Raw genomic sequence first — 15977 nt, 5'->3', positions numbered from 1 at the left:
TTTGAGGTTGTTTTGACAGATATCCACGATATTGAATCGTCCGCGCCTGCCGTGCAGGCCGCGCGTGCCGACGATGCGCCGGAGCAGGACGCTCCGGCCGCGGGTGGTGACGAGCGTCCCCGCCGCGGCTTGCGGCGCGGCCCGCGCAGCCTGATCGCGCGTCGCCGCGCGGCGGCCAAGTCGAAGGGCGCCGATGGCGAGTCGCAGGGCGGCGAAGGCGCGGACGCGCAGCCGGCCGAGGCCGCGGAAGCGCAACCCACCGCACGCGCGCCACGCAAGGAAGGCGCGGCCAAGGGCGGCCGCAAGCCGGCCGGCAAGCGTGAAGGTACAGCCAAGGGTGCCCAGGGCGGGCAAGGCGGCCAGGGGCGGCGCGGTTCGCCGAAGGGTGAAGGCGGCGCGGCGAAGGCCGATGGCGATGCGGCATCGCAGGACGATCTGTTCGCCTATGTGACGTCGCCGGCCTTCGACGCGGACAACTCGGCGGGCGGCAGCGGCGTACGTGCGCCGATGTTGCGCCGCGGCCGCAGTCAGCCGACGAACAAGCGCGTGCTGTCGCCGGACGATGACGCGCCGAAGCTCCACAAGGTGCTCGCGGAAGCCGGCATGGGCTCGCGCCGCGAAATGGAAGAGCTGATCGTTGCCGGCCGTGTGTCGGTGAACGGCGAGCCTGCGCACATCGGCCAGCGCATCATGCCGACCGACCAGGTTCGTATCAACGGCAAGCCGGTCAAGCGCAAGCTGCCGAACAAGCCGCCGCGCGTGCTGCTGTACCACAAGCCGACGGGCGAAATCGTCAGCCATGCGGACCCGGAAGGTCGTCCGTCGGTGTTCGACCGCCTGCCGCCGATGAAGACGGCGAAATGGCTCGCGGTGGGCCGCCTCGACTTCAACACCGAAGGTCTGCTGATGCTGACCACGTCGGGCGATCTCGCAAACCGCTTCATGCATCCGCGTTACAGCGTCGAGCGCGAGTACGCGGTGCGCGTTGTCGGCGAGCTGTCCGAAGGGATGCGGCAGAAGCTGTTGCATGGCGTCGAGCTCGACGACGGCCCGGCGAACTTCCTGCGTATCCGCGACGGCGGCGGCGAAGGCACGAACCACTGGTATCACGTTGCGCTGGCCGAAGGCCGCAACCGCGAAGTGCGCCGGATGTTCGAGGCGGCCGGCCTGATGGTGAGTCGCTTGATCCGTACGCGCCACGGCCCGATCCCGCTGCCGCGCGGCCTGAAGCGCGGTCGTTGGGAGGAGCTCGACGAGGCGCAGGTGCGCAAGCTGATGGCGACGGTTGGCCTGAAGGCGCCGTCCGAGGAGAAGGGCAAGCGCGGTGGCGGTGGGCAGGCCGAGCGCCGCCAGCCGGATCCGATGCAGACGTCGATGGGTTTCATCGGTCGTGAGCCGGTGCTGACGACGCATGGCCAGCTCGACCAGCCGCGTCGCGGCGGTGGCCGGCGCGGTGCCCCTGGCCTGCCGGGCCTGAGCGGCTACGGCAGCCTGCCGGTTTCGCCGTCGGGCTATGGCAATCGTTCGGGCGGTCGCGATGTCGACGGCAATCGTGCGTCGTATGGCGCTGGTCCGAAGCGCGAAGGTGCTGCGGGCGGCAAGCGAGGTGGCAACAAGGGCGGCAACCGCAATCCCAACGGCAATCGCGCGGAAGGCGCCGGCAACGGCGGTGGTGGCGCACGCGGCGGCCAGCGTCCGCAACGCAATCGCTCGCGCGGCCGTTGAGCGTTTCTGGCGTACGGCGGTGCAAGCCGCCGGTGTGCCGACGAGACTGGCGTGAATCTGGTTGGGTCGGCATCTCGCCTTATGCGGTTTGCTTTCGACTGCATATTTTTGACTGCATATATATTGCGCTGCCGGATTGTGCCGCCAGGTCGGACAGTCCGGTTTCGCATTTTTGGTCGGTAAAGGCGGGCTGGACGCTGCTTTTACCGGCTGGCTTGGCGTTTGCGCCAAAAATCGCTATAATCGCGGAGTCGCTGGGCGTACGGATTCAATGTGCGGCTCAGGTGCGACCACCAGTAAGAAGATGGGCGTTCCGCCCATTTTTTTTTGCTGAAACGGTTAGGCATCTCGGGTAGCGCTTCCTGCGCCGGCTAAGGCGCGCGCCCGCGGGTGAATCGCGAGCGGCGGGCGCGAACACCTGAGAGGACACTGTGCAACTGACGGAACTGATAGAAACCACGGTCACCGGGCTCGGCTACGAGCTGGTGGATCTCGAGCGCACCGGGCGCGGCATGCTTTGCATCTATATCGATCAGCCTGCCGGCATCTCGCTCGAAGATTGCGAAAAGGTCACGCGTCAGCTCCAGCACGTCTTGACGGTCGAAAACATCGATTACGAACGGCTCGAAGTCTCGTCCCCGGGGCTCGACCGCCCGTTGAAGAAGCTGGCCGACTTCGAGCGCTTCGCCGGCAGCGAAGTTTCCGTGACCTTGAAAAAGCCGCTGGACGGGCGCAAGACGTACCGGGGCATTCTGCACGCGCCGAATGGCGAAACGATCGGTTTGGAATTTGAGAGGAAGAAGGGCGAGGCGGCCATGCTGGATTTCACGCTGGCCGATATCGACAAAGCCCGCCTGATTCCGCAAGTTGACTTTAGGAGCCGCAAATAATGAGTCGCGAAGTGTTGATGCTGGTGGATGCGCTGGCGCGCGAGAAAAACGTCGACAAGGATGTGGTGCTGGGCGCCCTCGAGGCTGCGCTCGCGTCCGCTTCCAAGAAGCTGTTCGACGAAGGCGCCGAAATCCGCGTCCATATCGATCGCGAAAGCGGCGAGCACGAAACCTTCCGTCGCTGGCTCGTCGTGCCCGATGAGGCGGGCTTGCAGGAGCCGGATCGCGAGATCCTGCTGTTCGAAGCACGTGAACAGAAGCCCGGCGTCGAAGTCGGCGAATTCATCGAGGAGCCGGTGCCGTCGATCGAGTTCGGCCGTATCGGCGCGCAGGCTGCCAAGCAGGTGATCCTGCAGAAGGTGCGCGATGCCGAGCGCGAACAGATCCTGAACGACTATCTCGAGCGCGGCGAAAAGATCATGACGGGCACGGTGAAGCGCCTCGACAAGGGCAACTTCATCGTCGAATCGGGCCGTGTCGAAGCGCTGCTGCGCCGCGACCAACTGATCCCGAAGGAAAACCTGCGCGTGGGCGATCGCGTGCGTGCGTACATCGCGAAGGTCGACCGCACCGCGCGCGGCCCGCAGATCGAGCTCTCGCGCACGGCGCCCGAGTTCCTGATGAAGCTGTTCGAGATGGAAGTGCCGGAAATCGAGCAGGGCCTGCTCGAAATCAAGGCAGCCGCTCGCGATCCGGGCGTGCGCGCGAAGATCGGCGTGATTGCCTACGACAAGCGGATCGATCCGATCGGCACCTGCGTCGGCATCCGCGGTTCCCGCGTGCAGGCCGTGCGCAACGAGCTCGGTGGCGAAAACATCGACATCGTGCTATGGTCGGAGGATCCCGCCCAGTTCGTGATCGGCGCGCTCGCGCCGGCAGCCGTCCAGTCGATCGTCGTCGATGAAGAAAAGCACTCGATGGACGTCGTCGTCGACGAGAACGAGCTGGCTGTCGCGATCGGCCGCAGCGGTCAGAACGTTCGCCTTGCCGGCGAACTGACCGGCTGGCAGATCAACATCATGACGCCGGACGAATCTGCCCTGAAGCAGGGTGAAGAGCGCGACCGACTGCGTGCGCTGTTCATGGCGCGTCTCGATGTCGACGAAGAAGTTGCCGACATCCTGATCGACGAAGGCTTCACGAGTCTTGAAGAAATCGCTTATGTGCCGCTCAACGAAATGCTCGAAATCGAGGCATTCGACGAGGATACCGTGCACGAGCTGCGCAACCGCGCCCGCGACGCATTGCTGACGATGGCGATCGCGAATGAAGAAAAGGTCGAGAATGCAGCGCTGGATTTGAAGGGCCTCGACGGCGTCACGCCGGAGTTGCTCGCGAAGCTGGCCGAACATGGCATGCAGACGCGCGACGATCTCGCCGAGCTGGCTGTGGATGAACTGGTCGACATGACCGGGATGGAAGAGGATGCCGCTAAGGCGTTGATCATGAAAGCACGTGAACATTGGTTCCAGTGAGAAATGACCATGGCGCACTGATTTGATGGCGGCCGTATGGCCTGACCCGATGCTAACAGCAAGGAATCGGTCCTTGCACTAAGAGGAATGAATGGCGAGTAACAACGTAGCCCAATTTGCCGCGGAACTGAAAATGCCTGCTGGTGTGCTGCTCGAGCAGCTGCAGGCAGCGGGCGTCCAGAAAGCGAGTGAAGACGATGCGCTGTCCGAAGCGGACAAGGCGCGTCTGCTCGATCATTTGCGCAAGTCGCATGGCGCAACCGACGGCGACAAGCGCAAGATCACGCTGACCCGCAAGCATACGTCGGAGATCAAGCAATCTGACGCGACGGGCAAGGCTCGCACCATTCAGGTCGAGGTCCGCAAGAAGCGCACGTTCGTCAAGCGCGACGAAGTGAGCGAGGGTGCGGAACAGGGTCAGGCGCAGGTCGCCGAAGCGGACGACGACGCAGAACTGAAGCGTCGCGAGGAAGAGGCGCGCCGCGAGGCCGAGCTGCTCGAGAAGCAGGCGCAGGAACTGCGCGAGCGTCAGGAGCGACTCGAGCGCGAAGAAGCAGAGCGTCGTGCTCGCGAGGAAGCGGCTGAAGCCGAGCGTCGTCGCGCCGAGGAAGAAGCTGCGGCGAAGCGCGTCGCGGCCGAAGCCGCCGCAGCTCAGCAGGCTGCTGCCCAGCAGGCCGCCGAGGCCAAGCAGGAAGCGGCAGGTGCGCAGTCCGCGCAGGATGAAGCACGCGCAGCCGCAGAACGTGCGGCACAGCGCGAAGCGGCGAAGAAGGCCGAAGACGCTGCCCGCGAGGCGGCGGACAAGGCGCGCGCCGAGCAGGAAGAGATCAGCAAGCGTCGCGCGGCGGCAGAAGCCGAAGCACGCGCGATTCGCGAAATGATGAACACGCCGCGCAAGGCAGTGGTCAAGGCAGTCGAGCCGCCGAAGCCGGTGGAACCGCCGAAGCCGGCTGAAGCGAAGGGCACGCTGCACAAGCCGGCGAAGCCGGCGGGTGCAGGCGCTCAAGCGCGTCCGGCCGTGAAGAAGCCGGCAGGTGCAGCGCCGGCGACGACGCAGGCTCCGGCAGGTGCGGGCGACCGCAACAAGAAGCCGGGCGGCGGCAAGGGCGGCTGGCAGGACGACGCGGCCAAGCGCCGCGGCATCAAGACGCGCGGCGATTCGAGCGGCGGCGTCGACCGCGGCTGGCGCGGCGGCCCGAAGGGTCGCGGCCGTCACCAGGACAGCGCATCGTCGTTCCAGGCGCCGACCGAGCCGATCGTCCGTGAAGTGCACGTGCCGGAAACCGTTTCGGTTGCCGATCTCGCGCACAAGATGTCGATCAAGGCCTCCGAAGTCATCAAGGTGATGATGAAGATGGGCCAGATGGTCACGATCAACCAGGTGCTGGACCAGGAAACGGCGATGATCGTCGTCGAGGAACTGGGCCACCGTGCGGTTGCCGCGAAGCTGGACGATCCGGAAGCGCTGCTGGTCGAAGGCGAGACCGGTACCGATGCGGAGCAGCTGCCGCGTCCGCCGGTCGTCACCGTGATGGGTCACGTCGACCACGGCAAGACCTCGCTGCTCGATCACATCCGCCGCGCGAAGGTTGCAGCGGGTGAAGCGGGCGGCATTACGCAGCACATCGGCGCTTATCACGTCGATACGCCGCGTGGCGTCATCACGTTCCTCGATACGCCGGGTCACGAAGCGTTCACGGCAATGCGTGCACGCGGCGCGAAGGCGACCGACATCGTGGTGCTGGTGGTGGCAGCTGACGACGGCGTGATGCCGCAGACGAAGGAAGCCATCGCCCACGCGAAGGCGGGTGGCGTGCCGATCGTCGTCGCGATCAACAAGATCGACAAGCCGGAAGCGAACCCGGACCGCGTCAAGCAGGAACTGGTCACCGAAGGCGTCGTGCCGGAAGAATACGGTGGCGATTCGCCGTTCGTGCCGGTGTCGGCCAAGACGGGTGTCGGTATCGACGACCTGCTCGAGAACGTGCTGCTGCAAGCCGAAGTGCTGGAACTGAAGGCACCGGTCGAAGCGCCGGCGAAGGGCATCGTGATTGAAGCGAAGCTCGACAAGGGCAAAGGCCCGGTCGCGACGATCCTGGTGCAGTCGGGTACGCTGAACCGCGGCGACATCGTGCTGGCAGGTACGGCTTATGGCCGCGTGCGTGCGATGCTCGACGAGAACGGCAAGCCGACGAAGGAAGCCGGGCCGTCGATCCCGGTCGAAATCCAGGGTCTGTCGGAAGTGCCGGGTGCTGGCGAGGAAGTGATCGTGCTGCCGGACGAACGCAAGGCACGCGAGATCGCGCTGTTCCGCCAGGGCAAGTTCCGCGACGTCAAGCTGGCGAAGCAGCAGGCCGCGAAGCTGGAAAGCATGCTCGAGCAGATGGGCGAAGGCGAAGTGCAGAACCTGCCGCTCATCATCAAGGCAGACGTGCAGGGTTCGCAGGAAGCGCTCGTGCAGTCGCTGCTCAAGCTGTCGACCGACGAAGTGCGCGTGCAGATCGTGCACAGCGCGGTGGGTGGCATCAGCGAAAACGACGTCAACCTGGCAACGGCATCGAAGGCGGTCATCATCGGCTTCAACACGCGTGCGGATGCACAGGCGCGCAAGCTGGCCGAAGCAAACGGTATCGACATCCGCTACTACAACATCATCTACGACGCAGTAGATGAGGTGAAGGCCGCGATGTCGGGCATGCTGGCGCCGGAGAAGCGCGAAGTTATAACCGGCATGGTCGAGGTACGCCAGGTGTTCAAGGTGCCGAAGGTCGGTACGGTTGCCGGATGTATGGTCACCGACGGTATCGTCAAGCGCTCGTCGTCGGTTCGCGTGCTGCGCAACAACGTCGTGATCTTCACGGGCGAACTCGAATCGCTGAAGCGCTTCAAGGACGACGTGAAGGAAGTCAAGCAAGGCTTCGAGTGCGGTATGTCGGTGAAGAACTTCAACGACGTCATCGAAGGCGACCAGTTCGAAGTCTTCGAAGTGACCGAAGTCGCACGTACGCTGTAATCATCGCGTATCGACTCATGGGGCGGGGCAGGCTTGGGCTTGTCCCGCCCATTTTCATGGCGGCGTGCTAACGGCTCGCCGCTTTATCCTGATAAACGGATCACGGATCGATCATGTCCAGGAAACGTACTTCCCCCAATCGCAACGTTCAGATTGCTGACCAGATTCAGCGCGATCTGTCCGAACTCATCATGCGCGAGGTCAAGGACCCGCGCATCGGCATCGTGACCATCCAGAGCGTGGAGCTCACGCCGGACTACGCACACGCGAAGGTTTATTTCACGGCGCTCACCGGCGATCCGGACAAGACGCAGGAAGCGCTGAATCACGCGTCGGGCCACCTGCACAACCTGCTGTTCAAGCGTCTGCACATTCATACGGTGCCGACGCTGCATTTCCATTACGACCAGACGATCGAGAAGGCCGTGGAGATGTCGCGCCTGATCAAGGAAGCCAACTCGACGCGCGCGAAGGACGACGACGAAGCAGACGCGCCCGCGAAGGACGATTGAGCGCGCGCGCCCTATGACGACTGCAGCTCCTCAGCGTCCACGCGTGCCGCGGCGCGCGCTGGACGGCGTCCTTCTGCTCGACAAGCCGGTCGGCTTGTCGAGCAACGACGCCCTGATTCGCGCGAAGCGCCTGCTTCTCGCGAAGAAAGCCGGCCATACCGGTACGCTCGATCCGCTGGCCTCGGGCCTGTTGCCGCTGTGTTTCGGCGAGGCGACGAAGTTCTCGCAGGACTTGCTGGAAGCGGACAAGACCTACGAAGCGACGATGCGTCTCGGTGTGCGCACGACCACCGGCGACGCGGAAGGCGACGTGCTCGACACGCGCGCCGTCGAATGCGACCGGGCGGCGGTGGAGGCGGCGCTCGCGCACTTTACCGGCGAGATCGTGCAGGTGCCGCCGATGTATTCGGCGCTCAAGCGTGACGGCAAGCCGTTGTACGAATATGCGCGCGCGGGCCAGACCGTCAAACGGGAAGGCCGCAATGTGACGATCCATGCACTCGAGCTGCTCGCCTGCGAGCTGCCGGACGTGACGTTTCGGGTGACCTGCAGCAAGGGCACGTATGTGCGCACGCTGGCCGAAGATCTCGGCGAAACGCTCGGTTGTGGCGCGCATCTGACGATGCTGCGTCGCACGGGCGTCGGCGCGCTGACGCTCGAGCATGCGGTGACGCTCGACGCGCTGTCCGACGCTGCCGAAGCGGCGCGCGACGCGTGGCTCCAGCCGGTCGACGCGCTGCTGTCGACATTTCCGCTGGTGCGTCTCGACGAAGCCAGCGCGAAACGATTCCTGCACGGCCAGCGCCTGCCGCTGTCTGCGCTTGATTCGATCGACGCGGCAGAGGGAGAGCGCGTGCGGGTGTACGACGCGGAGCGACTGCTCGGTGTGGCGCGCAAGGCCAACGGCGTGCTCGCGCCCGAACGCCTCGTCGTGACGGCTGCATGATGCGCGGCGCGCAAGCGCCGTCGTCGGAACGAAAAAAGCCCGGTCGAAATCGACCGGGCTTTTTGTTTGGCGCGCTCGTTCGAGCGTGGTGCTCAGTGCGCAGCTGACGCCGCCGCACCCGCATCGCCGCCGCCCGCGCGTTCGGGCTTCGTGATCCAGATCAGTCCGATCAGCAGCACGAAGATCGCCGCCGAGATGTAGAACAGATCGTTCACGCCGAGTTGAGCCGCCTGCTGCGTGGCCATGTTGTTGATGAGGCCGTGCGCCTGGTCCTGCGTCAGCCCCAGGTTGCCCATCTGCGTGACGGCCTGGTTGAACGTCGGGTTGTACGGGTTGGTCTGCTCGACCAGTTGCGCGTGGTGGAAATTGTTCCGGTGATCCCACGCGGTCTGGAAGATCGACGTGCCGATACCGCCGCACATGATCCGCACGAAGTTCGACAGGCCCGATGCCGCGGGAATGCGGTGGCCGGGCAGGCCGGACAGCGTGATCGACACGAGCGGGATGAAGAAGCCGGCCATCGCGATGCCTTGCACGAGCGTCGGCAACGTCAGCGACCACTCGTCGACACCGGTCGTGTAGCGCGAGCGCATCCAGAAGCACAGTGCGAACGTCAGGAACGCGGCGGTCGCGATATAGCGCGGATCCGTGCGCGGCAGGAACTTGCCGGTGAGCGGGGACAGCAGGATCGCGAACAGTCCGACGGGCGCCATCACGAGGCCTGCATCGGTTGCCGTGTAGCCGATCTGGGTTTGCAGCCACAGTGGCAGGAGCACGAGGTTGCCGAAGTAGAGCCCGTAGCCGACCGCGAGCGCGATCGTGCCGCCCGTGAAGTTGCGCATGCGGAACAGCGACAGGTCGACGACCGGGTGCTCGGCGGTCAGCTCCCAGATCACGAAAAACGCGAACGAGATGACCGCGATCAGCGCGAGCGCGATGATCGTCGTCGACGCGAACCAGTCGAGATCCTTGCCCTTGTCGAGCATGATCTGCAGCGAGCCGACCCACAGCACCAGCAACGCGAGGCCGACGCCGTCGATCGGCGCGCGTCGCACCGTCGATTCGCGCGTGCGATAGATCGACCACGTGGCCAGCGCGGCAGCGATGCCGACCGGGATGTTCACGTAGAAGATCCACGGCCACGAATAGTTGTCCGAGATCCAGCCGCCGAGGATCGGGCCCGCGACCGGTGCGATCAGCGTCGTCATCGACCATAGCGCGAGCGCCATCGGCGCCTTCGCGCGCGGGTAGCTCGACAGCAGCAGCGATTGCGACAGCGGAATCATCGGCCCCGCGACCGCGCCCTGGAGCACGCGCGACGCGAGCAGGAACGGCAGGCTCGGCGCCAGCCCGCACATCCACGACGAGATGACGAACAGGATGATCGATGCGAGGAACAGGCGAACCTGTCCGAAGCGATCGGTCAGCCAGCCCGTCAGCGGCACGGAGATCGCGTTCGCGACCGCGAACGACGTGATGACCCACGTACCCTGGTCGGACGACACGCCAAGGTCGCCCGAGATGGTCGGGATCGCGACGTTCGCGATGGACGTGTCGAGCACGTTCATGAACACCGCGAGCGATACTGCGATCGTCCCGAGCACGAGTTGCCCGCCCTGCAGGGGCGGGTGGGAGACAGGAGCCTGTGCCATGTCGGTAGTTTTTCCGGAATCGTAGCCGTTACATCATCTTGGCGACGCCGTTCGACTTCGCCGCGGCCGGTGCCGGCGCATTGCCGCCGGCGTTCTCGGCGATGATGCGCGCGATCTCCGCGTCGGCTTCGTCGCCGTACTTCGCGAACACGTTGGTCTCGTAGACGGTGTTCTGCGCATTGGCGAGCTGATCGCCGCGCTCGTCCTTGATGTCGACGTCGACCTGCATCGACAGGCCGATGCGCAGCGGATGCTTCTGGAGGTCCTTCGGATCGATCTCGATACGCACCGGCAGGCGCTGCACGACCTTGATCCAGTTGCCCGTCGCGTTTTGCGCCGGCAGCAGCGAGAATGCCGAGCCCGTGCCGGCCGAGAAGCCGACGACCTTGCCGTGGTAGACGGCCGACGAGCCGTAGATGTCGGCCGTCAGTTCGACCGGCTGGCCGATGCGCATGTGCTTGAGTTGGACTTCCTTGAAGTTCGCGTCGACCCACACTGCGTTCAGCGGCACGACCGACATCAGCGGATTGCCCGGCGACACGCGCTGGCCGACCTGCACCGAGCGCTTCGCGACATAGCCGGTGACCGGCGCCGGCAGCACGTTGCGTGCGTTCGCGAGGTACGCGTCACGAACCTTCGCGGCAGCAGCCATCACGTTCGGGTGCGACGCGATCGTCGTGTTCGTGGTCAGCGCGCGGTTCGATGCGAGCTGCTGTTGCGCTGCGTCGACCGACGCCTGGGCGGCGCGCACCGCGTCGCGCGCGTGGGAGATTTCTTCCTGCGACACGGCGCCCGTCTGCGCGACGGCCATCCGGCGGCGCAGGTCGTCCTGCGCCTTCGACAGGTCGGACTGACGCAGCGCCACTTGTGCGCGGTACTGGTCGTCGTTGACGAACAGGCCGCGTACCTGGCGCACCGTCTGCGCGAGGTTGGCCTCGGCCTGCTGCAACGCGACCTGCGAGTCGGCCGGGTCGAGCACGACCAGCGGATCGCCGGCCTTGACCGTCTGCGTATCGTCGGCCTTCACGGCGATCACCGTACCCGTGACCTGCGGCGTGATCTGCACGACGTTGCCGTTCACGTACGCGTCGTCGGTCTCTTCATGGAAGCGCGCGACGAGGAAGTAGTACAGGCCGTACGCGATGGCCGCGATCACGATGACCGCGATCAGCAGCGTCATCATCCGTTTGCGCTTCCCGTTGTTCTGCGGCTGTGCGCTGGCGGCGTTTTGTTGAGGGTCGCTCATGGCGATTTTCTCCGTCCGTTATTTCGAGTATCTGCGTAGTGGTGGCGCCGGATCAGTTGGCGGCCTGTTTTGTCTGCTTGTCGGCGTCCGGTGCGGCGAGCCGCGTGCCGGTCGCGTCGAACCCGCCGCCGAGCGCCTTGATCAACGCGAGCTGCATGTCGCGCCGGCGCATCTTCAGGTTGGTCACCGTCTGTTCCGATGCGAGGCGGTTGCTGTCCGCGGTCAGCACCTGGAGCTGCGGCGACAGGCCGGCCTTGTAGCGGATCACGGCGAGGTCGTACGCACGCGTCGACGCATCGAGCGCACGCTGCGCATCGTCCATCTGGCGATCGACCGCGCGAATCGACGCGACCTGGGTCGCGACGTCGTTCAGCGCGCCGATCAGCGTCTGGTTGTAGTTCGCGACCGACAGGTCGAAGTCGGCGTAGCGGCCCTTGAGCTGCGCGCGCAACGCGCCGGCATCGAAGATAGGCAGGTGGATGGCCGGGCCGAACTGCGCCTGGCGGCTCGCGAAATTCAGGAATTTGCCCCAGCCGAACGCATCGAAGCCGAAGCCGGCGGCGAGGTTCACGTCCGGGAAAAACTCGGCCTTCGCTTCCTTCACGTCGTGCATCGCGGCCTCGACCTGCCAGCGTGCGGCGACGATGTCGGGGCGGCGCGACACGAGGTCGGCCGGCAGGTTGCCGGGCAGTGCGACTTCGCCGGTCGGGTTCATCACCGGCGCGGCGATCTGCAGCCCGCGGTCCGGACCCTTGCCGAGCAGCGCGGCGAGCTGGTAACGCACGGTCGTGATCTGGCCGTCGAGGTCGGACAGCGACGCCTGGGTCGTCGCGATATTGCCGCGCGCAGTCTGGCGTTCAACATTGGTGTCGAGGCCGGCGGATACGCGGCCGTCGGTGATCTTGCCGACCGTCTGGCGATTGGTGATCTCGCGCTGCGCGATGTCGCGCAGCGCATACAGTTGCGCGAGCGAGTTGTAGGTGCGTGCGACCGACGATGCGAGCGTGATGCGCGCCTGCTGCATGTCGGCTTCGGCGGCCTTTTCCTGCGACACGGCCGTGTGCAGGCGCTCGCGGTTCTTGCCCCACAGATCGAGATCCCATGACGCGCTCGCGAGCGCGTTGTTCTCGCTGTACCACTGTCCGCCGTACGGGGGCGGGAACAGCGCGTTCGACGAATACAGCTCGCGCGTCCACGAGTAGCTGGCTTCGGCCTTCGGCATCAGGTTCGAGCGCGACGATTCGATGTACGACGACGCCTTCGCGATGCGCGCCTGCGCCTGCGCGATCGACGGGTTGCCCTGGAGCGCCTCGTCGATCAGCTTCGGCAGCTGCGGATCCCCGAACTGGTTTGCCCAGTCGAGCGCCGGCCACTGGCCGCCCTGGGCCGGCAGGCTCTGGGCGGTTTCGAATTGCGACGCGGGAGCGATCTGCTTGTCGCTTTTGATGCCGATGTAGTTTGCGCAGCCCGCCAGTGCCAGCGCGGCAACCGCGGCGGCGACGGCGGCGCGGCACGACCCGGCGCGCACGAACAACGGGGAGGATTTCATCGCGCTGTTCCCTGACTCGGAATGAATGATGGACACTGCAAGGATTTCCTTACACTAATCTGTCAAAAGTAATTGTTATGGCAACTATTACGTGATGCTACTGCCCGCGGTCTCGCAATAGTTGCTGAGAATGCGGCGCAGCATGCTCTTCAGGAACCCGACTTCTTCCGGCGTAAACCCGTCCAGCAACTCGTCGAGCACGCTGCGGAACACCGGCGGCAGTCGCTCGGCAAGCGCACGGCCTTCGTCGGTCAGCTCGAGGCGCACGACCCGCCGATCCTCGATGCTGCGCACGCGGGACAGCAGGCCGCGCTTCTCGACGCGATCGAGCAGGCGCGTGACCGCGCTTGCGTCGATCCCGTATTCCCGCGCGAGTTCGGCGGCCGTCGAGCACTTGCCGACCGCGATCATGAACAGCATGCTCGCCTGCGTGCCCGTGATGCCGAGCTCTTCCTGCGTGCGTTGCGTGACGAGGTTGGTCATCACGGACTTCACGCGTGACATCAGATAACCGACGCTGTCGTTCATCTGATACGAGGACAGTGGCGAAACAGGCGATTGAGAAGGAGAATCCGGCATAAAACCCTGAAGCTGCAATAGTTGACTAGGCAGCAGTATAGACACAATTGCTTGCCTCGGCAAATGTTAATCGAACGGGCGAGGGCGCGCTCCGTGGGCCGGAATTCCCTTGTCGCGGTAAGGGTTTTCGGTCGATTGGCGGCAGCTTTGAGGGATCGATTCAGCGCGCAAGGGAAGGGGCGGGGGCGCTGTTTGTTGCGTTGCAGCGGGCAGTCCGGCTCTCGACATTCGCACGTGCTATAATTCGTGGTTTCCAAGCTGCAACGCGCGCGCACGTGTCGAACGAGCGTGCGCGTTTGCGCGTTCAACGATTTCCAGGTTTCTATGACCCGCGCCCTTCGCAACATCGCCATCATCGCTCACGTCGACCACGGCAAGACCACGCTCGTCGACCAACTGCTCCGCCAGTCCGGCACCTTCCGCGAGAACCAGCAGATTGCCGAACGCGTGATGGACTCGAACGACATCGAAAAAGAGCGCGGGATCACGATTCTCGCGAAGAACTGCGCGGTCGAATACGAAGGCACGCACATCAACATCGTCGACACGCCGGGGCACGCGGACTTCGGTGGCGAGGTCGAGCGCGTGCTGTCGATGGTCGACTCGGTGCTGCTGCTCGTCGACGCCGTCGAAGGCCCGATGCCGCAGACGCGCTTCGTCACGAAGAAGGCGCTCGCGCTCGGCCTGAAGCCGATCGTCGTCGTCAACAAGATCGACCGTCCGGGCGCGCGGATCGACTGGGTCATCAACCAGACCTTCGACCTGTTCGACAAGCTCGGCGCGACCGAAGAGCAGCTCGACTTCCCGATCGTCTACGCGTCGGGCCTGAACGGCTACGCGTCGCTCGACCCGGCCGCTCGCGAAGGCGACATGCGCCCGCTGTTCGAGGCGATCCTCGCGCACGTGCCGGTTCGCCCGGCCGATCCGGAAGCGCCGCTGCAGCTCCAGATCACGTCGCTCGACTTTTCGACGTATGTCGGCCGGATCGGCGTCGGCCGCATCACGCGTGGCCGCATCAAGCCGGGTCAGCCGGTCGTGATGCGCTTCGGCCCGGAAGGCGACGTGCTGAACCGCAAGATCAACCAGGTGCTGTCGTTCAAGGGCCTCGAGCGCGTGCAGGTCGAGTCGGCCGAAGCCGGTGACATCGTGCTGATCAACGGTATTGAAGACGTCGGCATCGGCGCGACGATCTGCGCGGTCGATACGCCGGAAGCGCTGCCGATGATCACCGTCGACGAGCCGACGCTGACGATGAACTTCCTCGTCAACTCGTCGCCGCTCGCCGGCCGCGAAGGCAAGTTCGTGACGAGCCGCCAGATCCGCGACCGCCTGATGAAGGAACTGAACCACAACGTCGCGCTGCGCGTGAAGGACACGGGCGACGAAACGGTGTTCGAAGTATCGGGCCGCGGCGAACTGCACCTGACGATTCTCGTCGAGAACATGCGCCGCGAAGGCTATGAGCTGGCCGTGTCGCGTCCGCGCGTCGTGATGCAGGAAATCGACGGCGCGCGGCACGAGCCGTACGAACTGCTGACCGTCGACGTCGAGGACGAGCACCAGGGCGGCGTGATGGAAGAGCTCGGCCGCCGCAAGGGCGAAATGCTCGACATGGCGTCGGACGGCCGCGGCCGCACGCGTCTCGAGTACAAGATCTCGGCGCGTGGCTTGATCGGCTTCCAGAGCGAATTCCTGACGCTCACGCGCGGCACGGGCCTGATGAGCCACATCTTCGATTCGTACGCGCCGGTCAAGGACGGCTCGGTCTTCGAGCGTCGCAACGGCGTGCTGATTTCGCAGGACGACGGCGCTGCCGTGGCCTACGCACTGTGGAAGCTGCAGGATCGCGGCCGCATGTTCGTGAAGCCGGGTGATGCGCTCTATGAGGGCATGATCATCGGCATCCACAGCCGTGATAACGACCTCGTCGTGAACCCGATCAAGGGCAAGCAGCTGACGAACGTGCGTGCGTCGGGTACCGACGAAGCCGTGCGTCTCGTGCCGCCGGTCCAGATGTCGCTCGAGTACGCGGTCGAATTCATCGACGACGACGAGCTCGTCGAAGTGACGCCGCAGTCGATCCGCCTGCGCAAGCGCTTCCTGAAGGAGCACGAGCGTCGCCGCGCGAGCCGCGAAGGCGCGGTCGACTAAGCGTTTCGACCGTTCGCTGCATCACGGAAAAGGCTGCCTGCGGGCAGCCTTTTTTGCATCTGCGCGATGTGCAATCGGACTGTCTGCAAAACACTGTTCCCGCGGGTCGTGGCAATCCGGCAAAACCCCGTCGCGTGGTGCTTTCAGGCACATTTCGTCGTGAACTCCGGTAACGGTTCTGTGATATGCTGCGCGCACGCAAGTTTTAGGTCCTTCCAAGCAAGACTTGATTCGCAATC

Annotated in this window: 11 protein-coding genes; 7 read left to right on the top strand and 4 right to left on the bottom strand. The window is 64.9% G+C overall.

Translation table 11 applies throughout. The features are described 5' to 3' along the window. Window positions 1-12: 12 nt before the first annotated feature. The 6 genes from rluB (at window position 13) to truB (ending at window position 8561) form a co-directional block, all read left to right on the top strand. Entirely contained in the window at window positions 13-1725 is a 1713-nt protein-coding gene (rluB, locus tag DIE15_RS30445) for a 23S rRNA pseudouridine(2605) synthase RluB (protein WP_057924312.1), read from the top strand. Between the two features lie 431 nt (window positions 1726-2156). Further along, the gene (gene rimP / locus DIE15_RS30440) at window positions 2157-2615 is read left to right on the top strand and encodes a ribosome maturation factor RimP (protein ID WP_014897219.1); all 459 of its coding nucleotides are present in this window, start codon (window positions 2157-2159) and stop codon (window positions 2613-2615) included. After that, window positions 2615-4090 carry a transcription termination factor NusA gene (gene nusA, locus DIE15_RS30435; RefSeq protein WP_057924313.1) on the top strand — a complete coding sequence of 492 codons (1476 nt, stop codon included), beginning with the start codon at window positions 2615-2617 and terminating at the stop codon, window positions 4088-4090. The genes rimP and nusA overlap by 1 nt, the downstream gene beginning before the upstream one ends. 91 nt (window positions 4091-4181) lie before the next feature. Continuing rightward, window positions 4182-7103 (top strand): translation initiation factor IF-2, encoded by a 2922-nt coding sequence (gene infB, locus DIE15_RS30430; RefSeq protein ID WP_057924314.1) that lies wholly within the window; start codon window positions 4182-4184, stop codon window positions 7101-7103. Window positions 7104-7216: 113 nt separating this feature from the next. Beyond that, window positions 7217-7615: a 30S ribosome-binding factor RbfA gene (rbfA, locus tag DIE15_RS30425; protein WP_006495346.1), complete on the top strand. Its 399-nt coding sequence runs from the start codon at window positions 7217-7219 to the stop codon at window positions 7613-7615. 13 nt (window positions 7616-7628) lie between these two features. Next, the gene (truB, locus tag DIE15_RS30420) at window positions 7629-8561 is read left to right on the top strand and encodes a tRNA pseudouridine(55) synthase TruB (RefSeq protein ID WP_124835095.1); all 933 of its coding nucleotides are present in this window, start codon (window positions 7629-7631) and stop codon (window positions 8559-8561) included. Between the two features lie 92 nt (window positions 8562-8653). On the opposite strand, the gene DIE15_RS30415 is transcribed toward truB, so the two are convergent. The 4 genes from DIE15_RS30415 to DIE15_RS30400 all read right to left on the bottom strand — a co-directional run bounded on the left by DIE15_RS30415 (window position 8654) and on the right by DIE15_RS30400 (window position 13587). Then, on the bottom strand, window positions 8654-10213 hold the full coding sequence (locus tag DIE15_RS30415; protein WP_057924316.1) for a DHA2 family efflux MFS transporter permease subunit: 1560 nt from the start codon (window positions 10211-10213) through the stop codon (window positions 8654-8656). A 28-nt stretch (window positions 10214-10241) separates the two neighbouring features. Then, entirely contained in the window at window positions 10242-11459 is a 1218-nt protein-coding gene (locus tag DIE15_RS30410) for an efflux RND transporter periplasmic adaptor subunit (protein WP_057924317.1), read from the bottom strand. Window positions 11460-11511: 52 nt separating this feature from the next. Then, window positions 11512-13008 (bottom strand): efflux transporter outer membrane subunit, encoded by a 1497-nt coding sequence (locus DIE15_RS30405; protein WP_057924318.1) that lies wholly within the window; start codon window positions 13006-13008, stop codon window positions 11512-11514. A gap of 87 nt (window positions 13009-13095) precedes the next feature. Next, the gene (locus DIE15_RS30400) at window positions 13096-13587 is read right to left on the bottom strand and encodes a MarR family winged helix-turn-helix transcriptional regulator (RefSeq protein ID WP_124835094.1); all 492 of its coding nucleotides are present in this window, start codon (window positions 13585-13587) and stop codon (window positions 13096-13098) included. Between the two features lie 324 nt (window positions 13588-13911). Here DIE15_RS30400 and typA point away from each other — a divergent pair, with 324 nt between their 5' ends. Continuing rightward, window positions 13912-15738, top strand: coding sequence for a translational GTPase TypA (gene typA, locus DIE15_RS30390; protein ID WP_057924320.1), 1827 nt, complete (start codon window positions 13912-13914; stop codon window positions 15736-15738). Window positions 15739-15977 lie beyond the last annotated feature (239 nt).

Origin of the sequence: Burkholderia sp. Bp9031 (assembly GCF_003857965.1) — a bacterium.
In the GTDB taxonomy this organism is placed as follows: Bacteria; Pseudomonadota; Gammaproteobacteria; order Burkholderiales; family Burkholderiaceae; genus Burkholderia; species Burkholderia ambifaria_A.
The sequence above is the reverse complement of the archived record's forward strand: the minus strand, read 5'-3'. Positions and strand labels throughout refer to the sequence as shown.